The sequence below is a fragment of the Acinetobacter sp. AYS6 genome, assembly GCF_025630795.1.
Classification (GTDB): domain Bacteria; phylum Pseudomonadota; class Gammaproteobacteria; order Pseudomonadales; family Moraxellaceae; genus Acinetobacter.
This window is the reverse complement of the sequence record NZ_JAOTNV010000004.1, coordinates 18,315-44,356: the sequence shown is the minus strand read 5'-3', so window position 1 is coordinate 44,356 and position 26,042 is coordinate 18,315. Positions and strand designations below refer to the sequence as shown.

Genomic DNA, 26,042 nt, shown 5'->3' with positions numbered 1-26,042 from the left:
ATAGATGACATTTCAGTTTAAACAGGTATCAAATCGTAAACAAATATTCACTGCTATAAAAATGTGAATTGAGCCGAAACTGAAGTAGCGAAGTAAGGCTTTAGACAAATTGATAACTTTGGGTTTTTTACAGACGTAAAAAAACGCCACCTAGGTGACGTTTCTTTATGCTTGCATTGTGGCTAACTTTTGCCAATATTGTGCTTTAAGTGAGTCACGTTCAACACGGAAACCTTGATAATACAATTCTGCTAAGAATAGCGCAGCTTTACCGTGCCCAGCGCGAGCAACTTCTTCTAACTGTGTAACTGCATCTTGAAAATTCATTTGAGAATGAATTGTGTTTACTGCAGTTGCGTATACATGTTCTAAATCATGATGAGAGATACGTTGAATCATATAAAACTCCTTATTGTAATTATGATTACTTTTTCTAAAGGTCACTGCCTTTAAATTAATTTAACTTAGAATTATTAAACTAATATTACAAATTGATGGATTTGTCAACTATTCGTGCAATCGCTTAATTCACTATTAGGATACATGATTAAACATTATTCACAAATAATTTTGATTAAAATCAATATGAGAATAAAAGACAAGGAGAATAAAATATGACAAATACAATCGACGGCTTTGTTTTTGATACTCCGCCTAAAGAGGAACAAATCATAGAACTGGCCCATTATCACCGTAAATTATTAGATGAAGCTATCTTTCATCAGGAAATCCATTTAGGTGATTATTGTCTTGCACAGCGCAAAAGAGTATTTGATTTTGCTGGGCATTTGGAACCTGCTCAAAAAAACTGGTTTTATCAAGTTTATGATGGTGAACTTCGGAAAATTGCTGACGATGACGAGTTGCATCCAGCAGATGCAGAAGAAGGGTTAAGTATTTTTGCGATGCTTTTAGTATTGGTGATTATTGCTGCAATTTTATACTTTTCTGTCATTCGTTCATTAATAAGTTAAGCATTCTATCCAGTAAGGTACGATTATTAACCTTACTGGATGTTTGATCTTGTGCTTATGAGCATTGAACCCTACACTACACTAATTCGAGGTAGGTCATGCTCATATTCAAACAAAATTTTCTTAAATTAAAGTCTGAGTTAAAAGTTGATCAATGTTTTAACCTATTTGTGGTTATTGTCATTGGCTGTATTTTTGTGCTGTCATATTTAGCATTACTTCGGCCTGTTAGTCCGGAACAATATCAACGAATTATACAACTTTCTCATCAGGCGACTTATCCAAGAACTCAAGATATGGCTGAGTTGTTAATAGCTCAATCAGAAATTCATCGGGCAGATTATTTAAAGCTAATGCATGCTTACCAATTTGAAGGTGCTCGTATTAAGCAATATCCTGCACTTGCCCAAGAAGATACCCAGTAATTGGATTAATCAGGCTAAATCTTGGTTTCCAAAGCTTTTTGAGCACTATTGTGGCAGGCAAAATTTTGAATTTATGCTAAACTTTATCTTTTTAAACGCGCTGCTTTTCAAGGAATCCGCATGGAGCAACAATCGAATATGCAAAATAAATTCTTGATAGATGCTGAGATCGGTGATGACGATGTCACATTACCTAATTTACCTGCTATCGATGTTCCCATCGTTGAATCTCCTGTTAAAGCACAAGAAAATATTGAAGTAGCCAAGGTTGAGTTGGCTTCTACAGATACAGCGGTTGAACAACCAAAATCTGGTTTTTTTGGCCGGATGAAAGAAGGTTTAACCAAAACTCGTCGTAATTTCGCTGATGGTATGGTCAATATCTTAATCGGTGGTAAGGAAATTGACGATGAATTACTGGAAGAAGTCGAAGAGCAACTATTGGTTGCAGATATTGGCGTTGAGGCCACTAAAACAATCATTACCAATTTGACAGAGCGTACAGCTCGTGGTGATTTGATCTATTCCCACTCTCTTTATAAGGCGTTGCAAGAAGAGTTGGTTGCTTTGTTGGCTCCACGTGTTAAACCTTTGCATATTGACCCCAACAAATCGCCTTATGTGATTTTAATGGTTGGGGTAAATGGTGTTGGTAAAACCACAACTATTGGTAAATTGGCGAAGCGTTTGCAAGGTGAAGGTAAAAAAGTGATGTTGGCTGCAGGGGATACGTTCCGTGCCGCAGCGACAGAACAATTACAAATCTGGGGTGAACGTAACGATATCTCCGTGGTCGCACAAGGTCACGGTGCTGATAGTGCTTCCGTTATTTTTGATGCTTTTGAAAGTGCTCGTGCTAAAGGAATTGACGTATTAATTGCAGATACAGCAGGTCGTTTACATAATAAAAGCAACCTGATGGAAGAACTTAAAAAAGTTAAACGCGTGATGCAAAAAATTGATGCAACTGCACCTCACGAAATTATGTTGGTGGTAGATGCGGGCACTGGTCAAAACGCAATTAACCAAGTGCAAGAGTTTGACCAAGCTGTGGGCCTAACAGGTATTACAATTACCAAGTTAGATGGAACTGCGAAAGGTGGCGTGCTCTTTAATATTGCAAGTCGCACCCATGTGCCAATTCGTTTTATCGGTGTTGGTGAAAAAATTGATGATTTAAGACCATTCTCGGCTAAATCATTTGTTGCTGCACTGTTTGAAACAGATAAATAATTAGTTGTCAGCAATAAAAAAGCTTCACTAACATGGTGGAGCTTTTTTATATGTATATCTTTTTTTATTGTTGCGAAAATAAAACGAACTGTCATATTTTTAATGCTGATTATGAAAAATGACTTTAATACACTGTATTCATTCCCAAACAACGGCCCATGGTCAATCAAATAGGTAGGAAATAACAAAATGTCTACTTTCTTAGATAAAATTAAAAATCGTCGTACAATTTATGCAATCGGTAAAAATATTGCATTAGATCGCACTAAAATTGAAGAAACTATCCGTGAAGCGGTTAAACATAGTCCTTCAGCTTTTAACTCACAATCTTCACGTGTGGTGACACTATACGGTGAATCACATGCTAAATTCTGGAATTTAGTTCGTGAAGCATTGCGTAAAATTGTTCCTGCAGAAGCTTTTGCTGGTACAAACACAAAAATTGATAGCTTTGTTGCTGGTGTTGGTACGGTTCTATTTTATGAAGACCAAGCTGTTGTTAAAAGCTTACAAGAGCAATTCGAATTATATGCAGATAACTTCCCAGTATGGTCTGAACATTCAAGCGCGATTGCTCAATTTGCAACTTGGACTGCGCTTTCAGAGCTTGGTTTAGGTGCATCTTTGCAGCATTATAACCCGATTGTTGATGCTGAAGCAGCTGAAGCATTTGATGTTCCAGCAACTTGGAAATTACGTGCTCAATTAGTATTTGGTTCGGTTGAAGCTCCAGCAGGCGAAAAAGCATTTATTAATGATGCTGATCGTTTCAAAACTTTCAATTAATGCAAATTCAAAAAAGAGTACCTAAATAGGTACTCTTTTTTCTTTTTTAATAATAGTGAAAAAACTAAATAAAATAGATAATGATTAAATTCAATTGAATATTTAAAAATAATAAATAGGAAAACTAGCCATTAATGACACTGTCATCAAATAGTCACAATCATATTGCATATTGCTCATGATTTCATAGCTTATCAAATATTGAGAAAGAAACAGATGACTTTAAGATTAGGTGTTGCTGCAATTGGTTTATTACTCAGCGGTTCAGTATTTTCAGCAGTTACAATTACAGCACCAGAGGAAATTGTAATCCTTGCTGTAAATGGTCAAGAAGTCAGTTCTGGGTTATTTCGCTCATCTAAAAATAATTATAAGGTCGATGCAGGTGAGACGAGCTTAAGCGTGCGCTACCAAGAATACTTTGAACATTTAAATGGTGAGCATGACATTGTTAAATCTGGTGTAGTCACAATCCAAACGCCTGCATTGCAAGATGGGAAAACTTATAAGCTTTCAATGGTAGATGTGCCTAAAGATTTTGAAAAAGCGAAAAAATATGCTGAACAACCAACAGTTGCTTTGTACAGTGCAAATAATGAATTAATTGTGAAACAAACGGGCGCTAACAATGAAGCAAAACCATGGTTTGCAACTGGCTTGTTGGGTAAAGTAACTGACTTTACAACTAGATCATCTAAACCACAGCCTGAAGCAGTATATGCATCGGCTAAACCTACTTCCACTCAAGTTGTTGTGCCGACTGCAACGTCTATGGCAGGAACAGGTGGAGTACAAACGAATGATCAACGTTTAGTTGAAACTTGGCAGAAAGCTTCTAAAGCTGAGCGTCAAAAATTTATGGCGTGGTTAGCTGAACAATCAAATTAATTTGTGATCAGCACCTATTAAATTGCTCGAAATGAAAAAAGACCTCAAATGAGGTCTTTTTGTTTAGGTTAGAAACCAGATGTAATAGCCTAAAAGCATGAGAGGCCAAGCCACCCATGGGCTAAATAGCCATTTCCATAACCAGAAGTGAGGTACAAAACCCACTCCATAAATAAAACCACCAGAAATACCAATCATCACCAACATAAGCTGGCTATGATTGTAGTGTCCGTTAGCATCTAGCATGAGTGAAGGGTAAACCAACAAAATTGCAGCAAGAGGCAATGCCAACAGAAAAGAAAGGGCCATTGCAAATGCTTGAGCTTTTCGATGATTTGATGCTGTCATTGCTTTTGCCATTATTTATTCCTCATCTAAATTTTGATGATGTTCGATATAAAGTGCACTGAGTACACCCGCAAAACATGCCATCAAAATGCCTAGGATCCATGCGAAATACCACATTGTGTTCTCCTTAATACAAGCTATGCGAGTTTGACTCGATGTGTTTGTTGGTAATGACTCCCCACATTTTGTAATAAGACCAACTGGTATAGATCAAAATAAGAGGAACAAAAATACAGGCTGCGACAGTCATAACGCCTAACGTAAGGTGACTTGAGACAGCATCCCACATCGTCAAGCTAGAGTTGGGATTGATACTAGATGGAAGTAGGAACGGAAATAGGGCAAAACCAGCAGTTAAAATTGCTCCTACAATCATTAAACTTGTGCCAGTAAAACTTAAGCCTGCTTTTGTTTTTGAAGAGGCAAAAATTGCAATGATGGCGCCTAATATTGCAAGAGCTGGAGCAACTTTAGTAATTGGATAGGTACTGTAGTTGTTCATCCAACCCGGATTGCTATTAGTCACCACTTCTTTAGCTAAAGGGTTAAGTGCAGCATTTGGATCAATGGCAACAGCATAGCTATAACCTGGAACTTGCCCGAAATAGAGCCATGCGCCAATAACAAGGAAACTGATCAAAAATATAGCGGCCATAATCTGCGTTGCTTTAGCAGAGCGCTGTTTTAAAGCTTTATCAGTACGCAGCATGAGCCATGCACCACCGTGCGCACAAAGCATTGATAGACTCACAACACCACAAACTAAGGCAAATGGGTTAAGAAGCGCAAAAAAACTGCCAGTATATTCAGAGCGTAATGTGCTATCTAAACTAAAAGGAATACCTAAGAACAAATTACCAAAGGCCACACCAAATACAAGCGCTGGTACAGCACCGCCAATACACAGGCCCCAATCCCAAGAATTACGCCATTTTGTGTTTTCAAGTTTTGAACGGTAATCGAAGCCAACTGGTCGCAAGAAAAGGGCGAATAAAACCAGCAATAATGCCCAGTACATGCCAGAGAAGGCTACTGCATAGACCATCGGCCATGCGGCAAATAGTGCCCCCCCAGCTGTAATGAACCATACCTGATTACCATCCCAATGCGGTGCAATGGTATTGATGGCGGCACGGCGTTCACTATCAGTTTTTCCAACGAAAGGCATAAGCGCCATGGAGCCCATATCGAAACCGTCAGTGAGAGCGAAGCCGATCAGAAGTATGCCCACCAACACCCACCAAATGATTTTTAATAGTTCATATTCAATCATGATAAGGCCTCCCCATTAACAACTGTTTTCGGTTCTTGCTTTTCAAAATGATATTTGCCAGTGTGCAAAGAGCTTGGTCCTAAGCGAGCAAATTTGATCATTAAATACATTTCAATAATCAAAAGGATGGTATAGAACGCTGCTAGCGCAAGAATCGAGCCCCATACATCACCCGTACTTAAGCTAGAAGTAGATAGGTGGGTTGGTAAGATTTCACCAATAGACCATGGTTGACGGCCACCTTCAGCTACATACCAGCCAGTTTGTGCAGCAATCCAAGGAAGTGGCAAAGCAAATAACGCATATTTAAGTAGCCAAGGTTTATTTTCAGCATTTCTTTTTGCTACCGACCAAGTCGCTAAAATGAAAAGTAGGAGCATTAAGAAGCCCGATGCAACCATAGCGCGGAAAGAGAAAAATAGTGCTGTAACATTTGGAACAGTGTCTTTTACAGCAGCTTTAATATGTTGCTCGTCAGCATCAACTACATTTGGTGCATATTTCTTAAGAAGTAGGCCATAACCCAGATCTTTTTGATTTTTTTCAAATGAAGCCAATAGTTCCGATGAGCGATCACCTGCACGTAATTTTTCAAGTTCAGCATAGGCAAGCATACCGTTACGAATACGAACTTCGTGCTGCTGCATGAGGTCTTTAAGACCAGTAACTTCTTTGGTTATTGAGCGAGTTGCAATTAAGCCTAGTGCATACGGAATTTTAACTGCATAATCTGTCCGCATTTCTTCATGGTTTGGGATGCCAAATAAAGTAAATGGAGCAGGAGCAGGGTGAGTATCCCATTCTGCTTCAATTGCAGCTAGTTTGGTTTTTTGAACATCACCTAGTTCATAGCCAGATTCATCACCTAACAAAATCACTGAAAGTGTAGATGCAAGACCGAAAATTGCAGCAATTGCAAATGAACGACGTGCGAAAGGTAGATCACGTTTTTTAAGCAAGTAGTAGCTTGAGATAGCAAGTACAAAAATTGCACCAGTTACATAACCCGCAGATACAGTGTGGACGAATTTAACCTGAGCTACAGGGTTAAAGATAAGCGCACCGAAATCAACTAATTCCATACGCATTGTTTCAAAGTTGAATGCTGCACCTACTGGGTTTTGCATCCATCCATTCGCCACTAAAATCCAGAGCGCTGACATGTTGGAACCAAGCGCCACTAACCAAGTCACCCCTAGATGCTGAACCTTAGTTAAACGGTCCCATCCAAAGAAGAATAGACCAATAAATGTTGACTCAAGGAAGAATGCCATCAGGCCTTCGATTGCTAATGGTGCACCAAAAATATCACCGACATAATGTGAGTAATAAGCCCAGTTTGTTCCAAACTGAAACTCCATTGTTAAGCCAGTCGTTACCCCTAAAGCAAAGTTAATACCAAATAATTTTCCCCAAAATTTAGTCATATCTTTGTAAATTTCTTTACCAGAAATGACATAGGTGGTTTCCATAATGGCAAGGATGAATGCTAAACCTAAAGTTAAAGGGACGAAAAGAAAGTGATACATTGCGGTCATCGCAAATTGAAACCGCGAAAGATCAACCACGCTTTCAGAAATCATCAACGTGTCTCCTTAATGTGGGAAATGTTATCGCCAGCAATATGCTCGGCGACCTGATTGTCGAAATTTTTGGGGATGGTGGGAGCATCAAACCAAATATGTTTAATCGTTAAAAGAAGCACTATTTTTATTATTAGAATAATAGTGATTTCTTTAATTAAACGACGATTAAGATTTTGAAAATTAAGGCTCATAAACTAAACCTCATTTGATATTAATTTTATTATTAATCAAAATATAATAAAAATAAACATTAAATATATTTAAAATGAATATTTAAATAATTAGTTTATATAAAACAATATCTTGTTATCTTAAAATAAATACCATACTAAAATGGTTTGAATTAACTATTAATTCCTACTAAATTGCTTATAAATAAAAATATAAAGTTTATTAAAATAGTTTGTTTTAATTAAATACCGACTAAAATGGTTGTATATAATATTTATAAATTTTATTTCTAACTAAATTGGTCGGAATAATAAATAATTAACTAAAAAGAAAATAATAAAATGCAGGCGTAATGAAGCCTGCAAAAAAAAGATAAGAAACTACAAGAGTAATTAAGAATTAATCGGGTGCGAAAAGGTCGTTTGATATAGAAATTTTCTTAGCTACATAATGGCTCTTATGCACTCTGACAAGAATGACTTGGGAATATAATTCGAGTTCACCATATTCTGGTTCTACTTGAACATAGTGAAGTTGACCAAATTCATCACGTACGCGTGCTTGAGCTGAAAAGCCTGGTCTGGCATTACCACTGGAAATAGTGGCTAAGCGCCCTAAAAGGTTATAGTTAGTATGTGTTAGCTTGGGCTTAATCACTTGATCAAGGCAGTGAATCATGAACACCGTAAAAAAGATTGCGATCACAAGTGCAGGCACAATCAAATAAAATGGTGAAATAAAGTAGTGTTGTATTGCGAAGAAAGAGAGTTGTAAAAAGTAACCTGCATAACTGAAATTGATGAGTAAAAAAACGAAAATTAGAGCTTTAGAAAATTTAACATTAAGTAGCGGTGAGTTAGAAAGCCAATCTGGGGCAATTTTTTTGAGTAACTGACTTGGACGGAGTCCAATATACATACCAATGGTTTCTACCACGCTGAGCAATATCAAAGCCACTACACTTAAATGAAATGGCATAAGATAATAATTGAAAAAGAAATCAGCCATGGCAGAAACTCTAATGTTAGTCGTCTCAGTCTACGATATAGATACCGCCATCTGAATGTACTTTAAGCTCAACTTTATTTAAAAAATCCCCTAAGCAAGGTCCTGAAATACATTCGCCTGTTTCCACATTAAATAAGGCGCCGTGGGTAGAGCATTGAATGTATTCCTGATCTTGGTCAAGAAATTGATTTTCTAAATACTCAAGTTCAGTTTGTAGGTGAGGGCATAAATTCTGATAGGCATAGAATGCGCCGTCACGTTGCGTAACGAAAATAGTCGTTCCTTGTAAAGTGTCAAAAGCTCTGGCTTCACGCTCAGGAACTTCTTCCGTCATACAGATCCTTTCCATTTCAAGCACATTCCTTCTGAAAATTTTCAAGAAGTTTAGCGTAATCATTAACAGCTAAACGTGGGCCAAATTGAGAGACTACTTCACTCGAAATTAAGATAGCTAACTGAGCCGCAGCATTCAAATCTTGATGGTAATTTAGGGCATAAAGGAATGCGCCTGCAAACGCATCGCCTGCACCATTTGTATCAACTGCCTCAACATGACGTCCAGCAACATGGAAATGTTGAGATGGGTTAGAAACTAAAGCACCTTTAGCACTTTGTGTAATGACTACAGTGTGATTTTTAAAACGTAACTGAGCAAGAGCATCTTCTACAGATGTTGTATTTGTATACATTAAGGCTTCTTGTTCATTACAAAATAGTAAGTCTACGCCATCATCCATAAGTTCTTCCAAGCCTTCACGAGCGTATTGCACCATTGCAGGATCTGAAAGAGACAGGGCAATTTTAACACCACTTGCTTTTGCAATTTCTCTGGCTTGTTTTACAGCTTTACGAGCCGTTTCACTTGTAGAAAGGTAACCTTCAATATAAAGCCATTTTGCTGTTTTTAACGGTTCAAAGTCGATCTGCTCTTGAGACAATTCAGCCGTAATACCCAAATAAGTGTGCATAGTACGTTCAGAGTCAGGGCTAATAAGTACCATACAGGTACCAGTTACACCTTCACTGATCGATTTTGGGGTAGTCTTAATGCCAGCTTCATTTAGACCTTGCAGGTAAATTGTTCCTAAATCGTCGTTGCCAACGCGGCAACCATAAAAAGCACTTCCGCCTAGCGCGCTGAAGGCCACAGTCGTATTTGCTGCTGAACCGCCACTTGCTTGGCCCTTGTAGTCTTGATGCTGTTTTAACTCTGCATAAAGAGCAGATTGAGTGTCGCCATCGGACAACTGCATTGTGCCTTTTTGCAAGCCTTGTTGATTCAGAAAATCATCAGACACTTTAAATTCTTGGTCGATTAATGCATTACCAATTGCAAAAAGATCTACAGTTGCCATATGAGTTGTCACAAAATAAAAAAATCAGGTTGCTAAGTTTACACCATTGCTTGGATTTGCTGTAGTTTGTTGAATAAAATTCAGTTAATTCAAAAATTAGAGTGGAAAATACTGTTGTTCTAATATTATTAAGATCAGAGGACAGGTCAGTGAGATAAAAATTGATAAGCTTTTATATTCAATGTCTATCATATACATAGAATTAAAAGCTTATGTTCTGTTAGGATAAAACATTCATGGCTATGTGCTTGATATCAAAGCCGTGCCAATGAAAACTAAGACTCAACAAAAACATAGTATTTTACGTGGCTTTTGTTCGCCAATCTCAAGCTGACTCAGGCTATAATGAGACTTATTCACTTATCCGATATGTTAGGAGATCACATGACTGTAGATGTCACTGAAACCATTTCTCAAACTGTTCACCCTGCGTTTCAGTTGCTACGTCAGCACCATGTAGAAGCATTAGATATTTTAGTGTCTGAATATAAGCATAAAGTCACAGGTGCGGTGCATTATCACTTGGCAACTGATTATGATGAAAATGTATTCCTTGTTGCTTTTAGAACACAGCCTATGGACTCTAAAGGCACGGCACACATTTTAGAACATACGGCTTTGTGTGGATCTGAAAAGTTTCCGGTACGTGATCCGTTCTTTTTAATGATTCGTCGTTCTTTAAATACATTCATGAACGCATTTACAGCAGCAGACTGGACTGCCTATCCATTTGCTACTCAAAACAAAAAAGATTTCCAAAACTTACTTTCTGTTTATCTTGATGCGGCGTTTGCTGCTAATTTGAATCCGCTTGATTTTGCTCAAGAAGGTATTCGTATTGAACTTGAAAATGGTCAACCTGTTTATAAAGGTGTTGTTTTTAATGAAATGAAAGGTGCGATGAGTGCGCCTTCTGACCAACTTTATCATCAGTTGGCTCATCATTTATTCCCTGAAACAACTTATCACTACAACTCAGGTGGCGACCCGAAAGATATTCCTGATTTAACGTATGAGCAGTTAGTCGATTTTTATAAGGTACATTACCACCCAAGTAATGCTGTATTCATGACCTTTGGTAATCAAACAGCTTATGAGTTGCAAGAGCAATTTGAAAAACTAGCTCTACATAAGTTTTCTGCTGGAACAACTTTATATTCTAAGCCTGAAAAACGTTTAGCAGCGCCAATTGAAGTAACAGAGAATTATGGTGTTGATAGCGATGATTTAAAAGATAAAACTTATCATGTTCTATCTTGGTTATTACCAGAAGCAAATGATGTGAAATTGCGTTTGGGAATGCGTTTGGTTGAAGGAATTTTGCTAGAAAACTCAGCTTCACCACTACGTCATTATCTAGAAACTTGTGGTTATGCTCAATCGACTGGTCCATTAATGGGCGTAGACGATAGTAATTTTGAAATGACTTTCTACTGTGGTATTCAAGGTTCAAACCCAGAACATGCACAAAGCTTTAGAGAGGGTGTTTTAAATATTCTGCGTGATGTTGCTGCAAAACCAATTGATAGTAATTTAGTTGATGCAATCTTGCATCAGATTGAGTTGCATCAACGTGAAATTAATGGTGATGGTACGCCATATGGCTTAAGTTTAATTTTAAATGGCTTAAGTGGTGCGATTCACCATAGTGATCCAATCCAAATTTGGGATGTTGACAGCGCAATTGCACAAGTTAAAGAAGAATTGAAAGACCCAATGTGGTTATCAAATCTGATTCAAACACATTTGCTCGATAACCCTCATCGTGTGCAAATGACTCTAATTCCAGACCCAACTAAATCTGTAAAAGAGCAAGAAGCAGAAAAAGCACGTTTAGCTGCTATTGGCGAAAAGCTAACAGATGCTGATAAGGCTGAAATTATCGCTAATACTAAGGCGTTAGAGGAACGTCAGGATACTCCAGACAACCTTGAACTATTACCAAAAGTAGGTTTGGAAGATGTACCTGCTGACTTGCATATTGTGCAGGGCGAATTGCGCGAAATTCTTTGTAATCGCATGGATACGCCATTGAATTTGTACCATGCTGGTACGAACGGTATTTACTATCAACAAGTACTTATTCAAATCCCTGATGATATTGTGAAGTCACCTTATTTCAATTTGCTTTCTATCTTGATGGGCGAAGTGGGTGCAGGTGAGTATGATTATCTTGAACTACAAAACTTACAAACAGCTGTAAGTGGTGGTTTAGGAATGGGCGCTTCATTACGTAGTAAAGTTGATGACAAAGATAAAATTAGTGCGTGGTTAACTTTAACCACTAAATCCTTGACTCAGAAGTTTGATGCAATTCATTTATTAAAATTAGCATTTGAACAACTTCGATTTGATGAAAAAGAGCGAATTATTGAGTTATTGCAACAACGTAAAACACGCTGGCAATCTCGCTTATCTGGAGCAGGTCATAGCTACGCAATGCAAATCGCATCACGTAATATGAGTGCATTAGCTCAACGTGACTACCAAAACACTGGTTTAGGTGCATTAAACTGGTTAGGTGAGCTTGTTACTAAGATTACTCAAGATGCTGCGGCATATGATGATCTGATTGCAGAATTAAAACGTATTCATCGTAAATTATTGCAAGCGCCTAAACAGTTCTTGCTCGTATGTGAAGAACATCAATCTGAACGTTTGGTTGAAGAAATCCAAAATGTTTGGGATAAATTAGACGTTGATGCGACTGCAACGGAATTAACTCACGTAGAACAAGCAAATGATAATAATCATGAAGCATGGTTAATTCAGGCAAATGTTCAGTTCTGTGCTTCAGCTTATCAGGCGGTGGATGTGTCGCATCCAGATGCAGCTCCGTTAATGGTATTGGCAGCTTATTTACGTAATGGGTTCTTACATAGTGCCATTCGTGAAAAAGGCGGTGCGTATGGTGGCGGAGCAAGTTATGATGGAAATGCGTGTTCATTCCGTTTCTATAGTTACCGTGACCCACGTTTAACAGAAACTTTTAAAGACTTTGAAGCAAGTGTGCAATGGTTATTAAATACGGAACAACAGCCTCATCAGCTTGAAGAAGCGATTCTTGGTCTAGTTGCAAGTATGGATAAGCCAGGTTCACCAGCGGGTGAGGCGATTACTGCATGTTATGCATTGTTGCATGCAAGAACACCAGCTTTCCGCCGTCTCTTGCGTGAGAGATTGTTGCATGTAACTTTAGATGATTTACAGCGTGTTGCTCGTCAATATTTGATTGAGCAAACTCCTGTAAAAGCTGTAGTTGCACCATTTGCTAAACGTGATGAATTGCAGCAATTAGGTTTTACCATTCAACAAGTTAATTAAAATAAAAATTGGAGATGAACATGGCGTTCAGACAATTTGAACGCACATCTTTACAGCTAAGCATGGGAATCGTGCTTAGCTGTTTGTGTGCGCCTGTAACATATGCTGACACCTTGGCACCTGTAACCCCCGCGACAGTAGATGCATGTGTTGCTCTTGCTTCGAATGCCGATCGTCTGGCTTGTTATGACTCTGTATTTAAACCGTCAGCTTTACCAGTTGTTCAAGCTGCGGCTGTACCAGAGCCTGTTAAAAAAATTGATGCACCTGCTGTTCCACCTGAAACTTTTAAAGAGAAGGTGGTAGATACAGTGAGTAATATCAAAATAATTGGTAAAGCACCGAAAATTGAACCTACTACTTCTTTGCTAGATCAACGTTGGGAGTTGTCTGAAAAAAGTAAATTAGGCGTTTGGAATATTCGTGCTTATCAGCCCGTCTATTTACTACCTGTATTCTGGACCAGTGATAAAAATGAGTTGCCACATAGTCCGAACCCAAATAATACAGTGACAGAAGATCAAAATCTGAAATCAACAGAAAGTAAATTTCAGATTTCTTTAAAAACTAAAGCTTGGGAAAATATTTTTGGAAATAATGGTGATTTGTGGGTAGGTTATACCCAATCTTCACGTTGGCAGACATTCAATGCTGAAGAATCTCGTCCTTTCCGTGAAACGAATTATGAGCCTGAAGCAAGTTTAATGTTTAGAACAAACTATGAATTGCTTGGTTTGGATGGGCGTCTGCTTGGGGTTACTTTAAACCATCAATCAAATGGTCGTTCAGATCCATTATCTCGTAGCTGGAATCGTGTGATTTTTAACGTTGGGTTAGAGCGTGGTAACTTTGCTGTAATGCTTCGTCCATGGATTCGTCTTGAAGAAGACAGTAAAGATGATAATAACCCGGATATGGAAGATTACATTGGCCGTGGTGATTTAACAGCATTTTATAAATGGAAGCAGAATGATTTCTCTTTAATGCTGCGTCATTCATTGAAAGGTGGTGATGATTCCCATGGTGCTGTTCAATTTGATTGGGCTTTTCCAATCAGTGGCAAACTGCGTGGACACTTCCAGTTGTTTAATGGTTACGGTGAAAGCTTAATTGACTATAACCACCGAGCAACCTACGCGGGCTTGGGTGTTTCACTCATGAACTGGTACTAAGTTTTTACTTGTAAAAAAAGCCGCTTTAAAAGCGGCTTTTTTATTATCCAATTTGAATATTGGCTTGGGGATGTTTGAGCCGACTTTTTTTCGGAGTGGCAATTAAATAAGCCAGTGTTAAGGGACCGAGACGTCCAGCAAACATCAACAAACTTAAAATGAATAAACTACCATTATGCAGCTCTGGCGTGATGCCACGAGAAAGCCCCACAGTACAAGCTGCGGAAACAACTTCAAACAGCAAGTTCATAAAGTCTGCTTTAGGTTCTAAAAGCAAAATAATAAAGAACCCCATGAAAATGAGTATGCTCGTAATCGCTGTTACAGCTAAAGCTTTATACGTCGTTTCGTGTGCGACTGAATGATTAAATATGCGGATTTCATCTGTGCGCCGTAAAAATGAAATAACACTCAACACTAAAATGACAAAGGTTCCAATTTTGATTCCACCAGCTGTACTGAGTGAACCACCACCAATAAACATAAGCAACATCATGAGTAAGGAGCTGCTGTTGGTCATTGCGCCTGTATCAATAGTATTAAATCCTGATGAGCGTGGAACAGTGGCTTGAAACCAAGCATTTAATGCTTGGTCACTTACACTCAGCATTCCTAGCGTATGAGGATTTTGAGCTTCTAAAGCCCAAATTAAAATAAAGGCAATAAGGTTAATCACGGTAATAGTTGTAAGAATCAGCTTGCTATTCGGCGTGAGTTTTTTCCACTTTTTATTTTGCTTAATGTCCATGAGAACCAAAAAGCCAAGTCCGCCCAAGGTATAGAGTATGCTAACAGTTATACAAATCATATAATTGCTTTGAAAACTGATTAAACTATTAGAAAATAATGAAAAACCAGCATTGTTAAATGAGGAAATACTGTAAAAAATCGCATAATACAATCCACGTGCAAAACCGTATATTGGTGTAAAAGCAGTCGTGAGAATAATTATGCCAATAAGCTCAAAAATAAGGGTGTAAGTGACAACGCCCTTAGCAACAAAAGTAACCTTTGATAGGCTGGTTTGACCGAGACTATCTTGTGCCATCATTTGCTGTTTAAGACCAACTTTGGGTGACAAACTTAAGGCAGCCAATATGGCAAAAGTCATAAAACCCAAGCCACCCGATTGAATCAGTAACAAAATAATAGTTTGCCCAAACAGCGTAAAAGACTCATGAATATTTAAAACAGATAAACCGGTAATTGTAACTGCTGAGGTGGCTGTAAAGAGCGCATCCATCCAGCTCACATGACCTGTATTGGCAAATGGCAGTTTTAGCAATAAAGTACCAAAAATAATAAAGCCCAGAAACCCCAATGCCAAGAGTGAAGGAGGGCTTAAATTTAAAGTTTTATGGGGCTTGGGATATATAGACATATTCTAGGTTTCGCCTCTTATATGAAGCAATTAGAAAGTTTTTTTAACTGCGGTAAATGACCTTCTAAAATAAGAATATCATGCGTTTGCAAGGTGAAATTTTCTTCGGTCTCAAACAAAATTTGTTGCTGTCTTTTTACGAGCAATGTTTTGACCTGGGGTGCTTGCTGCATAATGCCATATAGGTTGATGCCGTTAAGTTTCTCTGGAATTTCAATTTTTATAATGTAATGGTCATCTTCTAAAGACATATAGCGACTCACCATGGGATAGTTTAGTGCTTGGGCGACTCGTACCCCCATATCTTCTTCAGGATGAATAATTTTATTGATATTAAGGTGCGACAAAATGGTGTGATGTGCTTTAGTTTTTGCTTTTACCCATATCTTGTCCATACCTAAATTTTTTAAATTGAGTACACATAAGATACTTGCTTCAATATCTTCACCAATTGCGACCACAACTGCATCACAATTTTGAATATTTAGTTCATCAAGTACGTGTTCGTCAGTCGCATCGGCAATGACGGCATGAGTTAAAACGTCGGCAAGATTTTCAACATTCTTTTTTACCGTATCAATGCCAATAACATCATGATTTAATTTTGTGAGCTCTTGAGCAACAGTTGCTCCGAAACTTCCTAAGCCAATGACTGCAAACTGTGCCATATTGATCCTTGTTTCCTGATTAGACGTTTATTTTTAAGGATATTTTCTTTGAGATAAAGAGAGGCAATGTAAATATGAGGGCAATATTAAAAGAATTATATGAATAAGCCGACAAATTTGTCGGCTTATCCATTAAACATGAAGATTATTTCAAGAAACGTTTGTAGCCGACATTATTCGTAATTTCTGCATACGGATAACTAATCTGCTCAAGTGTTTCAATTAAGCCATCAGGATTTTGTTTCGCATCGGTTGCTTGTAAGCCTACTAAAACACGTCCTTCTGCTGCACCATGATTACGGTAATGGAACAACGTAATATTATGAGTTGGGCCTAAACGAGTTAAGAAGGTTAAAAGGGCACCTGGACGTTCTGGGAACTCAACGCGGAACAGTCTTTCATCATCTAGATTTGCATGACCGCCAATTAGATAACGAATATGTAGCTTAGCAACTTCATCATCAGACAGGTCATCTACAACATAATTTTGTTGCTTTAATTGTTCTAAAATTTCATGACGTTCTGCATCGCCACCTTTTAAGCTAATACCGACAAATACTTGTGCTTCATCTGTATTGTTTGCTCGGTAGTTAAATTCAGTGATATTTCGGCCATGCAAAGCACGGCAAAAGCCTAAAAATGCGCCTTTCTCTTCAGGTAGGGTAACGGCATAAATGGCTTCACGTTGTTCACCTAACTCGGTGCGTTCAGCGATATAACGTAGGCGGTCAAAATTCATATTGGCGCCGCATACAATCGACACCATATTTTTATTGCTGATTTTATGTTCGTGAATATATTTTTTAATACCCGCTAAGGCCATTGCACCAGAAGGTTCAACAATGCTGCGGTTTTCATCAAATGTATCTTTAATTGCTGCACAGATTTCATCTGTATTCACAGTGACAATGTCAGGATCAACAATCGGACCTGAATTGTCAGATTTGCGCAAACGAATAATATCAAAAGGTAAAGCACCAATTTGGGCAACAGCTGTACCATCTGCAAATAAGCCTACATGTGGCAAAATTACACGTTCGTTTGCTTCTAGGGCTGCTTTTAAACAAGCGGACTCTTCATATTCAACGCCAATAACTTTTACGTGTGGTGCAACTTCTCCAAGGTAAGCTGCTACGCCTGAAATAAGGCCACCACCACCTACAGCAACAAACACATATTCTACATCACGCCATTGACGTAAGATTTCATTGGCAATTGTACCTTGACCAGCAATCACAAGTTCATCGTCATAGGGCGGAATGAATACAAGTCCTTCAACTTCGGCACGTTGTTGTGCATATTTATTTGCTACATCAAAACTATCACCATGTAACACAACTTGACCGCCCAAGCGTTTAACTGCTTGAACTTTAATGTCAGGAGTCGTGCTTGGCATGACAATAATCGCTGGAATTCCTAAACGTTGACCTGATAATGCTACACCTTGAGCATGGTTGCCGGCAGATGCACAAATTACCCCACGTTCGAGTTGTTCTTTAGGTAATTGGCTAATACGGTTATAGGCACCGCGTAATTTAAAAGAAAAAACAGGCTGTAAGTCTTCACGTTTAAAACGAATAATATTATTTAATTTTTGACTAATTCGTGGAGCTGCTTCGAGAGGTGTTTCAATTGCAACATCATAAACCGTTGCTTGTAAAATTTGTCGTACCACACGAGACAGCATGTTCATCTTCCCTATAACAGTTTAAAATAGGAAGTTATTGTAGCAAACCCCTGTGCATTTGCGCCGATTATTGGTGCATAAATGTCAAAAAATAGTTGAGTGATGTCATGAGTCTATATGCAACCCAAGATGAAAAGAAACAAGCTGCTGCAAAAGCTGCTTTAAAACACTTACCCAAAGGTGGCATTTTGGGGGTTGGGACTGGAAGTACCGTAAACTTTCTCATTGATTTATTACCTGAATTACAATTAGAAGCTGCCGTGGCAAGTTCTCAAGCAACTGCCGATCGCCTTAAAAAATTAGGCATCGAAGTTGTAGATATGAACCATGTCGGTGGTTTAGATGCGTATGTTGACGGGGCAGATGAGATTGACCGCCATATGCATATGATTAAAGGCGGTGGTGCTGCATTAACACGCGAAAAAATTGTAGCTTCAATTGCTAAGAAATTTGTTTGTATTGTTGATGATTCAAAATGGGTTGATCAACTCGGACGTGATTTTCCACTTCCAGTAGAAGTTATTCCAATGGCTCGTTCTGCTGTGGCTCGTAAGTTGGTGAGTTTAGGTGGCGACCCAGTTTATCGTGAAGGTGTAGTAACAGATAATGGTAATGTGATTTTGGATGTGTTTAATCTTAATATTTTAAATGCACTTGATGTTGAAAAAACCATTAACAATATCCCGGGTGTTGTGACTAATGGTATTTTCGCTTTAAATCCAGCAACGATTGCAATTGTTGCAACAAATAATGGTATTGAAGAGCGTACTGCACAGTAATGTCTGTGGAAATGCCAGAAATTAAAATCGTTCGACACGTAAGAGCAAGAAAATTGCGCTTACGTGTCGAGCCTGCTTCAATCCGTCTCACGGTTCCTTTGTTTTGTAGTAAGAAACAAATTCAGCATTTTTTGGCTCAGTCTGAACAATGGTTGACCGAGACGTGGAAAAAGCAACAAAATGTTCAATCGGCATCGATTGATATTCCTTCCGAGATTTATTTTTTTAATAAAGACCAACCGTTTCAGATCATTGTTCAAAAGCAGCATCGAGTTTTTCAATTCGATTGGGAAAGCAGTTGTTTATTCCTTAAAGACACGCAGCCATATTTGGCATTACAAAGTGCTGTTATTGCCTTTGCAAAAAAAGAGTTACCCGAGCTTTTAAAAGAGTTAAGTGAACACACGCATTTGGCTTATAGAGAATGTACAATTCGCCGTCCGAAAACTCGTTGGGGAAGTTGTAGCAGTCAGCATAATATTATGCTACATGCAGGATTGGTTCTTATGCCACTTGAGATTGCTCGTTATGTGGCTATTCATGAATTAGCTCATACTAAACATTTTGACCATGGCCCAGCTTTTTGGGCAGAGGTTGAAAAATACGATCCATATTTTCAAAAACACCGCAGACAACTTAAATCAAATCCGTTGCCTGCATGGTGGTATGTCTCAAACTAACTAAAACTACATTCTAGTTGTGGTGTTTGTAAGTTATCTGGTGCTTTTCGGCTGTCTAAACCTGCTTTAGCACTCACGATTTTATTTGCTTTAATTGATAATTGTATAAAGTTGTATTGCTGCGTTGAGTTATTTGGTTCGGCGGAACTTGAGTTGAGTAAATAACTTGAGCTTGCAGCATCTGTTTGCAATAAATTATCTGTACTATCCGCACTTAACGCAGAGCGATAAGTCTGTGATCCTTTAATAAGGTCGATTTGACCATTCGCACGGAAATTAAGCTGGCAACCTGTTGCAGTGTCATCATAGTGACCAACTAAATAGTCTGTAGCAGGTAGTTTTGGGTCGGAAAGATTAATACTCGTCAAACCTTGTTTACAAGAATATATAGACCCATTACAGGTCGCTGTAATACCGCTAAAACCTACAGCACGACGATAATCACCAGCACCATCTATACGGAAAAAGTCAGTCGTATTTCCGACAGGTACGACCCCTGAATATAGTTTCTTTTGCAGAAGATCATAACCTGTTTGATCTAGAGTGGATTGGCTTTGGGCATCTGCTAATTTAAAAGTAGCGGCTTTTAAATTGGTTGCAAAATTATCGCGTGTTGTTTTTTGATTGGCTGCGATATCTAACAGCGTATTTTTAACTGGATCAATATTATCTGGAGCAGATGCGAAAATAGGAGTAAATGTTGTTTGATCGCCGTGAAGTTTTTTCCCATCTAAAAAGCCATCTTTTAAATCGGTTGCCAAACTTTTAATGAGTTCTTGGTATGTGGTTGTTCCACCATGAAAAGTTGCCCAATATTGTAAGTAACCAAAACTAAGGTAACTATCTACATATGTACTGGGTTTTGTAGTTGAGTAATTTAACAACGTTAAAACCGTAAGGGGGTTGGCTGGACTTAAACTTGGAATATCGGCATCTTTGAACGCGTTAAGAAGAGATCTATAAACATCTTGTGAAGCTAAATCTACATGTAATTGTTCAATGCGAGTTGGGTCAATCGTCTCTTGAGGAAGTTGTCCTGAGCGTATCACAGCTCGTTGGTAAACCGCTTCACTGCTTGGACTGATGAATAGGGTTCTGCCACTTATACTGTTCGGTGTAATAAATGCATGATAAGTACCAGAGAAATTTTGATAGGTTGAGGTAATGGGATTAAATACTTGAGATGAATTTTGAGTCGTAATTTCTACGCGATATAAACGACTTAATTTAGCGGTAGGAATTTTGACATTAAAGCTGTTTAAGCTTGCAATTGAGGTATCTACTAAAACAGCGTTCGTGCTGTTGTCATATACTTTGAATTGGATATTACGAATTTCTACGGGAGATTTAACAGTAACATCAGTTGTTGCCTCTGGAGTAGGATCAACGGGTGTTGGAGTGCTTGGTGAGTTGCCACCGCTACTGCCTCCACCTCCGCAGCCTATAAGTGCAGCACTTAAAATTAATGTGCTTAAACCAAGGTACGTGCGTAATTGTGTTTCTTTTGATTGATGAAGCATCCTAGCTCTCCAAAATTAAATCTGATATTTATTTGCTGATATTTGTTTAGTTCTGACAGTTCAATAAGTGCTATCTAATTGTCGCTAAAATTAAAAAAATTAAAATTACCAAGCATGAAATGGTTTTGTAAGCTTGGACATCCTGTCATACTACTGCACAAGTATAGATTCAAAAATTGAGGTAATGCACGTGATTTCTGTCGGAATTGTTGGTGGAACAGGTTATACAGGCGTTGAACTATTACGTATTTTATTACGACATCCTAAAGCGCAGGTTCGAGTTCTTACTTCACGTACAGAAGCGGGCAAACCAGTTGCAGATATGTTCCCTAATTTACGTGGGCATACTGATCTTCAATTTTCAGATTTAAATATTGATGATTTAAAAACGTGTGATGTTGTATTTTTTGCTACACCTCACGGTGTTGCGATGCAGCATGCAAAAGAACTGATTACTGCTGGCACTAAAGTTATTGATTTGGCCGCTGATTTTCGTTTACAAAATCTTGAACAGTTTGAAAAATGGTATGGCATGGAACATGCCTGTCCAGAAGTTCTGGAAAACTCAGTATATGGTTTGGCTGAACTAAACCGCGAAAAAATTAAACAGGCACAGGTGATTGGTAACCCTGGTTGCTACCCGACCACTGTTCAATTGGGTTTGGCTCCACTTTTGAAATCAGCACAAGCACTTATTGAAACAAAAAATATTATTATTGATGCGAAGTCAGGTGTTTCTGGTGCTGGTCGTAAAGCAAGCTTAGGCATGATCTATAGTGAAAATGCTGATAACTTCAAGGCTTATGGGGTTGCAGGTCACCGTCACCATCCTGAAATTGTTGAGGCATTAGAAAATATTTCTGGGCAAAAAGGTGGCTTTGAAGGACTTTTGTTTGTTCCACATTTAGTTCCAATGATTCGCGGTATGCTCAGCACAATTTATGTCGATTTGACAGAAACTGGAAAACAAACTGATATTCAGGCATTGTATGAGCACTTTTATGCAAATGAAAAATTTGTTGATGTGATGCCTGCTAACAGTTCGCCTGAAACACGTAGTGTACGCGGAGCGAATGAGCTTCGTATTGCTTTATATAAGCCGCAACCGAATAAACTTATTATTCTTGCGGTACAAGATAACCTTGTGAAGGGTGCATCTGGTCAAGCTGTACAAAATATGAACCTTATGTTCGGCTTTGATGAAGATGAAGGCTTACAAGGGATTGGTTTATTACCATAAAAAACTCTTTTTTGCTTCACACACATTTAAATTTCGATTTAAATGTGTGTCTTGACTCTGATCTTAAACACTGAGATGACGATGCAAAACTCTGGACAGACGACTTCGGCAGAAAGTTCGTTGCAAAAGAAAAAATTTTTAAATACCAATAAACCTTTGTTTATTGGCGCGGCTATTTTAATGAGTGGTTGTCTTGCGCTCGGCTATACAATTGGTCACCGTCAAGGTTTAACTGTTGTAGGTTACGATGCTGATGCAGAGCAATTGGTTGAAGTGGTGCAAAAGCAAAAAACAGCTTTAGATGCGGTTAATAAAAGCCTGAACGCTGCAGTACAAGAGCGTGATGTTGCTGTAACAAATGCAAATGATCTGTTTGAAGCTCTTAATCAGGCCAATGCTGATAAAACGCAGCAAGAAGGTATGAGCAATATCTACCGTGAGATCTTGAGGCAGCGTGGTGGCTTAAGCTTAACCATTCAAAATTTAGCGATCAAACCTCTGCCTGAAAATGCTTATGAATATCAGTTGGATTTAGTACAGGTAAGCCCAGGCAAGCGCCGTGCTTCAGGATCGATTGAGATAAGACTCATTAAAGATACCGAAGTTTTGGTTGTACCACTTGAAGCTAAAAACTTTAACTTTACTGACTTTGAGCGTTTAACAGGTCGTTGGACGATGCCTAAAGGTTTTACCCCTCAATTTATTGAGGTACGTTTAACAGGCGGTTCAGATACACCAGTTATTAAGCGTTTTAGTTGGCAGCGTGGTAAACCTGTCGAAACATCTTCTGCTTTTGTGGCAGAAATTCCTCAAGCTGAAGCAAATTCACAATAGTAACATCCTATGCGAACAAATAAGCGTCAAACAAACTTAAAAGATATCAAGGCTTCTTTTCAGCAGTCTGGTTATGTCGATTGGCATTTCCATCCACGCTTAAGTGATTCGCAAAACGAAGATCATGACGGAGAGGTTGTTGTACAAACAGCCCCTCCTGAACTCAAGCGTCCGCCTTTATATGCAGTCGTATTAATGAATGACGATTACACGCCAATGGACTTTGTAATTGAAATTTTACAACAATACTTTGCAATGAATCTTGACCAAGCAACTCAAGTAATGCTAACAGTACACTATGAAGGTAAAGGTATTGCTGGGGTATATCCAAGAGACATCGCGGAAACCAAAGCAAACCTTGTTAATAATTACGCTCGATCGCAAGGTCATCCATTACTTTGCCAGATTGAGCCTAAAGCATAAGGGGGTTACATGCTCAGTCGTCAATTAGAAGTATCATTACGTTTGGCTGTTAGCATGGCTCGTCAAAAGAGACATGAGTTTCTTACAGTTGAACACTTATTATTAGCATTACTCGATAACGATTCGGCCGTAAATGCATTAAAAGCATGTGGGGCTGATATAGTTTCTTTGCGTAAAGAATTAGAAGAATATGTAGAACAACATACTCCTAAGCTTGGCGAAAATAGCGAGCAAGCTCCTCATCCAACAGAAAGTTTTGACCGCATTTTGCAACGTGCTATTTTCCACGTTCAATCAAGTGGCGGCGATCGTACTGTTGAGGGCGCGGATGTTTTGGTCGCAATGTATTCAGAGCGTGATTCTTTTGCTGTGTATTTGCTTAAACGTCATCAAATCAATCGCTTGACATTGACTCAATATTTGTCTCATGGGACACGTAAAGACGAAGTACAAGTTGAAGAAGAAGTTGAAGATATTGAAGGTGAAACGAGTACGGGCAATGCAGGGCCATTAGAGCTTTATACGCTGAACTTAAATGTTGAGGCGCAAAAAGGCAAAACTGATCCACTTATTGGTCGTGAAAAAGAAATTGAGCGTACAGCACAAATTCTGTGTCGCCGTCGCAAAAATAATCCCTTACTGGTAGGTGATCCGGGCGTTGGTAAAACCTCGATTGCTGAAGGTTTGGCATGGTTAATTGTAAATGGCAAGGCGCCTAAACCTTTGAGTCAGGCTGAAGTTTACAGTTTAGATATTGGTGCGTTAGTAGCTGGCACCAAATATCGCGGTGACTTTGAAAAACGTTTAAAACAGTTGCTTAATGCTTTGAAGAAAAATCCAAATGCGATTTTATTCATTGATGAAATTCATATGATCATTGGCGCGGGCTCAAGTATGGGCAGCACAATGGATGCTTCAAATCTCATTAAGCCAGCTTTAGCTAATGGTACTTTACGTTGTATCGGTTCAACGACGTTCCAGGAATATCGTCAGGTTTTTGAAAAAGACCATGCATTATCACGTCGCTTCCAGAAAATTGATGTCAATGAACCGAGTATTACTGAAACAATTGATATTTTGCGCGGCTTAAAATCTAAATTTGAAGATTTTCACCACGTACAATATGACGATAAGGCATTAGTATCAGCTGTAGAGCTTTCTGCTAAATTCATTAATGATCGTTTCTTGCCAGATAAAGCGATTGATGTGATTGATGAAGCAGGTGCTCAGCGTCGTTTGAAGGCTGAAAGCGATGACAGCTTGATTACTGTAGAGAATATCGAAGATATCGTTTCTAAGATTGCTCGTATCCCACCTAAAACTGTATCTAAAGATGATAAGTCAGTGCTTGAAAATCTTGAGCGTGATTTAAAACGTGTGGTGTTTGGTCAAGATGAGGCGATTACTGCATTAGGCTCAGCGATCAAGTTGTCTCGTGCTGGGTTGAAATCACCAGATAAGCCAGTAGGTAGTTTTGTTTTTGCTGGCCCAACAGGTGTGGGTAAAACCGAAGTGACTAAGCAACTTGCGAAGTTGTTAGGTGTGGAACTTGTGCGTTTCGATATGTCCGAATATATGGAACGTCATGCAGTGTCACGTTTAATTGGTGCACCTCCAGGTTATGTGGGTTATGACCAAGGTGGGTTGCTCACTGATGCGATTCATAAAAATCCGCACTGTGTTTTATTGCTAGATGAAATTGAAAAAGCGCATCCTGATGTGTTTAATCTCTTGTTACAAATCATGGATCATGGTGCTTTAACAGATAACAATGGACGTAAGTCAGACTTTAGAAATGTGATTATTGTTCTGACTACAAATATTGGAGCGGAAAGTATTTCTCGCGCAAGTATTGGTTTTACGGAACAAGATCATAGTGCTGATAACCAAGAAGCGATGAAACGTGCTTTCTCACCAGAGTTCCGTAACCGTCTAGATGGTGTTATTCAATTCAAAGCATTGCCAACAACTGTCATTGAGTCTGTAGTGGACAAATTCTTAACAGAATTACAAGCGCAGCTAGATGACAAACAAGTTGTACTTGATGTCGATCAAAGCGCACGTGATTGGTTAGCAACGAATGGTTATGACCGCTTGATGGGCGCACGTCCAATGCAACGCCTCATTCAAGAACACTTGAAGAAACCATTAGCTGAAATGATTTTGTTTGGCGAACTGGCAGATCATGGTGGCAATGTTGCTGTATCTGTGAAGAAAGAAGATGGCAAAGCTGTCGGCTTAAAACTTGAAGTGTTTGAAGACCATCATACGGCAGAACCAGCGTAAA

The 26,042-nt window shown here is 38.6% G+C and carries 26 protein-coding genes; 13 read left to right on the top strand and 13 right to left on the bottom strand.

Features of this window, described 5'->3' with window-relative positions:
* Positions 1-165: 165 nt before the first annotated feature.
* Complete coding sequence (locus OD757_RS01050; protein ID WP_003652111.1) at positions 166-399, bottom strand: hypothetical protein; 234 nt, start codon at positions 397-399, stop codon at positions 166-168.
* A gap of 215 nt (positions 400-614) precedes the next feature.
* On the opposite strand from OD757_RS01050, the gene OD757_RS01045 reads away from it, so the two are divergent.
* The 5 genes from OD757_RS01045 (at position 615) to OD757_RS01025 (ending at position 4,306) form a co-directional block, all read left to right on the top strand.
* The gene (locus OD757_RS01045; protein WP_009392611.1) at positions 615-974 is read left to right on the top strand and encodes a hypothetical protein; all 360 of its coding nucleotides are present in this window, start codon (positions 615-617) and stop codon (positions 972-974) included.
* A 98-nt stretch (positions 975-1,072) separates the two neighbouring features.
* Positions 1,073-1,399: a hypothetical protein gene (locus OD757_RS01040; protein WP_009392650.1), complete on the top strand. Its 327-nt coding sequence runs from the start codon at positions 1,073-1,075 to the stop codon at positions 1,397-1,399.
* A gap of 120 nt (positions 1,400-1,519) precedes the next feature.
* On the top strand, positions 1,520-2,632 hold the full coding sequence (ftsY, locus tag OD757_RS01035; protein ID WP_263030572.1) for a signal recognition particle-docking protein FtsY: 1,113 nt from the start codon (positions 1,520-1,522) through the stop codon (positions 2,630-2,632).
* A gap of 189 nt (positions 2,633-2,821) precedes the next feature.
* The gene (locus OD757_RS01030) at positions 2,822-3,418 is read left to right on the top strand and encodes a nitroreductase family protein (protein ID WP_263030571.1); all 597 of its coding nucleotides are present in this window, start codon (positions 2,822-2,824) and stop codon (positions 3,416-3,418) included.
* Positions 3,419-3,634: 216 nt separating this feature from the next.
* Positions 3,635-4,306 (top strand): DUF2057 domain-containing protein, encoded by a 672-nt coding sequence (locus tag OD757_RS01025; protein WP_263030570.1) that lies wholly within the window; start codon positions 3,635-3,637, stop codon positions 4,304-4,306.
* A 63-nt stretch (positions 4,307-4,369) separates the two neighbouring features.
* On the opposite strand, the gene OD757_RS01020 is transcribed toward OD757_RS01025, so the two are convergent.
* From OD757_RS01020 to OD757_RS00985, 8 genes are all read right to left on the bottom strand, one after another.
* Positions 4,370-4,669 carry a cyd operon YbgE family protein gene (locus tag OD757_RS01020; RefSeq protein ID WP_263031007.1) on the bottom strand — a complete coding sequence of 100 codons (300 nt, stop codon included), beginning with the start codon at positions 4,667-4,669 and terminating at the stop codon, positions 4,370-4,372.
* Complete coding sequence (gene cydX / locus OD757_RS01015) at positions 4,670-4,771, bottom strand: cytochrome bd-I oxidase subunit CydX (RefSeq protein WP_000270276.1); 102 nt, start codon at positions 4,769-4,771, stop codon at positions 4,670-4,672. It abuts the gene before it with no gap.
* A 10-nt stretch (positions 4,772-4,781) separates the two neighbouring features.
* Positions 4,782-5,927: a cytochrome d ubiquinol oxidase subunit II gene (gene cydB, locus OD757_RS01010; RefSeq protein WP_263030569.1), complete on the bottom strand. Its 1,146-nt coding sequence runs from the start codon at positions 5,925-5,927 to the stop codon at positions 4,782-4,784.
* A complete protein-coding gene (locus tag OD757_RS01005) occupies positions 5,924-7,510 on the bottom strand; it encodes a cytochrome ubiquinol oxidase subunit I (protein ID WP_263031006.1) in 1,587 nt (528 codons plus the stop codon). The genes cydB and OD757_RS01005 overlap by 4 nt, the downstream gene beginning before the upstream one ends.
* A complete protein-coding gene (gene cydP, locus OD757_RS01000; RefSeq protein WP_009392703.1) occupies positions 7,510-7,704 on the bottom strand; it encodes a cytochrome oxidase putative small subunit CydP in 195 nt (64 codons plus the stop codon). The genes OD757_RS01005 and cydP overlap by 1 nt, the downstream gene beginning before the upstream one ends.
* 379 nt (positions 7,705-8,083) lie before the next feature.
* Entirely contained in the window at positions 8,084-8,692 is a 609-nt protein-coding gene (locus tag OD757_RS00995; protein WP_005040085.1) for an OB-fold-containig protein, read from the bottom strand.
* 25 nt (positions 8,693-8,717) lie between these two features.
* A complete protein-coding gene (locus OD757_RS00990; protein WP_263030568.1) occupies positions 8,718-9,026 on the bottom strand; it encodes a Rieske (2Fe-2S) protein in 309 nt (102 codons plus the stop codon).
* A 16-nt stretch (positions 9,027-9,042) separates the two neighbouring features.
* Complete coding sequence (locus OD757_RS00985) at positions 9,043-10,047, bottom strand: adenosine kinase (protein WP_263030567.1); 1,005 nt, start codon at positions 10,045-10,047, stop codon at positions 9,043-9,045.
* Positions 10,048-10,431: 384 nt separating this feature from the next.
* Here OD757_RS00985 and OD757_RS00980 point away from each other — a divergent pair, with 384 nt between their 5' ends.
* Both OD757_RS00980 and OD757_RS00975 read left to right on the top strand, forming a co-directional pair.
* Complete coding sequence (locus tag OD757_RS00980; protein ID WP_263030566.1) at positions 10,432-13,371, top strand: insulinase family protein; 2,940 nt, start codon at positions 10,432-10,434, stop codon at positions 13,369-13,371.
* 20 nt (positions 13,372-13,391) lie between these two features.
* Positions 13,392-14,543: a phospholipase A gene (locus OD757_RS00975; RefSeq protein ID WP_263030565.1), complete on the top strand. Its 1,152-nt coding sequence runs from the start codon at positions 13,392-13,394 to the stop codon at positions 14,541-14,543.
* A 43-nt stretch (positions 14,544-14,586) separates the two neighbouring features.
* On the opposite strand, the gene OD757_RS00970 is transcribed toward OD757_RS00975, so the two are convergent.
* The 3 genes from OD757_RS00970 to ilvA form a co-directional block, all read right to left on the bottom strand.
* Positions 14,587-15,924 carry a TrkH family potassium uptake protein gene (locus OD757_RS00970; protein ID WP_263030564.1) on the bottom strand — a complete coding sequence of 446 codons (1,338 nt, stop codon included), beginning with the start codon at positions 15,922-15,924 and terminating at the stop codon, positions 14,587-14,589.
* A gap of 17 nt (positions 15,925-15,941) precedes the next feature.
* Positions 15,942-16,592 (bottom strand): potassium channel family protein, encoded by a 651-nt coding sequence (locus OD757_RS00965; protein WP_009392617.1) that lies wholly within the window; start codon positions 16,590-16,592, stop codon positions 15,942-15,944.
* 145 nt (positions 16,593-16,737) lie between these two features.
* Complete coding sequence (gene ilvA, locus OD757_RS00960) at positions 16,738-18,285, bottom strand: threonine ammonia-lyase, biosynthetic (protein ID WP_263030563.1); 1,548 nt, start codon at positions 18,283-18,285, stop codon at positions 16,738-16,740.
* Between the two features lie 101 nt (positions 18,286-18,386).
* On the opposite strand from ilvA, the gene rpiA reads away from it, so the two are divergent.
* On the top strand, positions 18,387-19,058 hold the full coding sequence (gene rpiA / locus OD757_RS00955; RefSeq protein ID WP_009392669.1) for a ribose-5-phosphate isomerase RpiA: 672 nt from the start codon (positions 18,387-18,389) through the stop codon (positions 19,056-19,058).
* On the top strand, positions 19,058-19,738 hold the full coding sequence (locus OD757_RS00950) for a M48 family metallopeptidase (protein ID WP_263030562.1): 681 nt from the start codon (positions 19,058-19,060) through the stop codon (positions 19,736-19,738). The genes rpiA and OD757_RS00950 overlap by 1 nt, the downstream gene beginning before the upstream one ends.
* Here OD757_RS00950 and OD757_RS00945 read toward each other — a convergent pair.
* Positions 19,735-21,258 (bottom strand): hypothetical protein, encoded by a 1,524-nt coding sequence (locus OD757_RS00945; protein ID WP_263030561.1) that lies wholly within the window; start codon positions 21,256-21,258, stop codon positions 19,735-19,737. The genes OD757_RS00950 and OD757_RS00945 overlap by 4 nt on opposite strands.
* A 184-nt stretch (positions 21,259-21,442) precedes the next feature.
* On the opposite strand from OD757_RS00945, the gene argC reads away from it, so the two are divergent.
* The 4 genes from argC (at position 21,443) to clpA (ending at position 26,041) form a co-directional block, all read left to right on the top strand.
* A complete protein-coding gene (gene argC, locus OD757_RS00940) occupies positions 21,443-22,498 on the top strand; it encodes an N-acetyl-gamma-glutamyl-phosphate reductase (protein WP_263030560.1) in 1,056 nt (351 codons plus the stop codon).
* 75 nt (positions 22,499-22,573) lie between these two features.
* On the top strand, positions 22,574-23,332 hold the full coding sequence (locus tag OD757_RS00935; protein WP_263031005.1) for a DUF6776 family protein: 759 nt from the start codon (positions 22,574-22,576) through the stop codon (positions 23,330-23,332).
* A gap of 9 nt (positions 23,333-23,341) precedes the next feature.
* Positions 23,342-23,755: an ATP-dependent Clp protease adapter ClpS gene (gene clpS / locus OD757_RS00930; protein ID WP_002121129.1), complete on the top strand. Its 414-nt coding sequence runs from the start codon at positions 23,342-23,344 to the stop codon at positions 23,753-23,755.
* A gap of 9 nt (positions 23,756-23,764) precedes the next feature.
* Positions 23,765-26,041: an ATP-dependent Clp protease ATP-binding subunit ClpA gene (gene clpA / locus OD757_RS00925; RefSeq protein ID WP_009392681.1), complete on the top strand. Its 2,277-nt coding sequence runs from the start codon at positions 23,765-23,767 to the stop codon at positions 26,039-26,041.
* Position 26,042 lies beyond the last annotated feature (1 nt).

What these genes read in the sequence shown, in the direction of transcription:
- OD757_RS01040 (WP_009392650.1), top strand. Translation starts at nt 1,073, where the DNA reads ATGCTCATATTCAAACAAAATTTTCTTAAATTAAAGTCTGAGTTAAAA.
- clpA (WP_009392681.1), top strand. Translation starts at nt 23,765, where the DNA reads ATGCTCAGTCGTCAATTAGAAGTATCATTACGTTTGGCTGTTAGCATG.
- OD757_RS01030 (WP_263030571.1), top strand. Translation starts at nt 2,822, where the DNA reads ATGTCTACTTTCTTAGATAAAATTAAAAATCGTCGTACAATTTATGCA.
- OD757_RS00980 (WP_263030566.1), top strand. Translation starts at nt 10,432, where the DNA reads ATGACTGTAGATGTCACTGAAACCATTTCTCAAACTGTTCACCCTGCG.
- cydX (WP_000270276.1), bottom strand. Translation starts at nt 4,771, where the DNA reads ATGTGGTATTTCGCATGGATCCTAGGCATTTTGATGGCATGTTTTGCG.
- OD757_RS00950 (WP_263030562.1), top strand. Translation starts at nt 19,058, where the DNA reads ATGTCTGTGGAAATGCCAGAAATTAAAATCGTTCGACACGTAAGAGCA.
- OD757_RS01025 (WP_263030570.1), top strand. Translation starts at nt 3,635, where the DNA reads ATGACTTTAAGATTAGGTGTTGCTGCAATTGGTTTATTACTCAGCGGT.
- OD757_RS00990 (WP_263030568.1), bottom strand. Translation starts at nt 9,026, where the DNA reads ATGACGGAAGAAGTTCCTGAGCGTGAAGCCAGAGCTTTTGACACTTTA.
- OD757_RS00965 (WP_009392617.1), bottom strand. Translation starts at nt 16,592, where the DNA reads ATGGCACAGTTTGCAGTCATTGGCTTAGGAAGTTTCGGAGCAACTGTT.
- rpiA (WP_009392669.1), top strand. Translation starts at nt 18,387, where the DNA reads ATGAGTCTATATGCAACCCAAGATGAAAAGAAACAAGCTGCTGCAAAA.
- argC (WP_263030560.1), top strand. Translation starts at nt 21,443, where the DNA reads ATGCACGTGATTTCTGTCGGAATTGTTGGTGGAACAGGTTATACAGGC.
- OD757_RS01045 (WP_009392611.1), top strand. Translation starts at nt 615, where the DNA reads ATGACAAATACAATCGACGGCTTTGTTTTTGATACTCCGCCTAAAGAG.
- OD757_RS01005 (WP_263031006.1), bottom strand. Translation starts at nt 7,510, where the DNA reads ATGATTTCTGAAAGCGTGGTTGATCTTTCGCGGTTTCAATTTGCGATG.
- clpS (WP_002121129.1), top strand. Translation starts at nt 23,342, where the DNA reads ATGCGAACAAATAAGCGTCAAACAAACTTAAAAGATATCAAGGCTTCT.
- cydP (WP_009392703.1), bottom strand. Translation starts at nt 7,704, where the DNA reads ATGAGCCTTAATTTTCAAAATCTTAATCGTCGTTTAATTAAAGAAATC.
- OD757_RS00945 (WP_263030561.1), bottom strand. Translation starts at nt 21,258, where the DNA reads ATGCTTCATCAATCAAAAGAAACACAATTACGCACGTACCTTGGTTTA.
- OD757_RS00970 (WP_263030564.1), bottom strand. Translation starts at nt 15,924, where the DNA reads ATGTCTATATATCCCAAGCCCCATAAAACTTTAAATTTAAGCCCTCCT.
- ilvA (WP_263030563.1), bottom strand. Translation starts at nt 18,285, where the DNA reads ATGAACATGCTGTCTCGTGTGGTACGACAAATTTTACAAGCAACGGTT.
- OD757_RS00975 (WP_263030565.1), top strand. Translation starts at nt 13,392, where the DNA reads ATGGCGTTCAGACAATTTGAACGCACATCTTTACAGCTAAGCATGGGA.
- OD757_RS00985 (WP_263030567.1), bottom strand. Translation starts at nt 10,047, where the DNA reads ATGGCAACTGTAGATCTTTTTGCAATTGGTAATGCATTAATCGACCAA.
- ftsY (WP_263030572.1), top strand. Translation starts at nt 1,520, where the DNA reads ATGGAGCAACAATCGAATATGCAAAATAAATTCTTGATAGATGCTGAG.
- OD757_RS01050 (WP_003652111.1), bottom strand. Translation starts at nt 399, where the DNA reads ATGATTCAACGTATCTCTCATCATGATTTAGAACATGTATACGCAACT.
- cydB (WP_263030569.1), bottom strand. Translation starts at nt 5,927, where the DNA reads ATGATTGAATATGAACTATTAAAAATCATTTGGTGGGTGTTGGTGGGC.
- OD757_RS00995 (WP_005040085.1), bottom strand. Translation starts at nt 8,692, where the DNA reads ATGGCTGATTTCTTTTTCAATTATTATCTTATGCCATTTCATTTAAGT.
- OD757_RS00935 (WP_263031005.1), top strand. Translation starts at nt 22,574, where the DNA reads ATGACGATGCAAAACTCTGGACAGACGACTTCGGCAGAAAGTTCGTTG.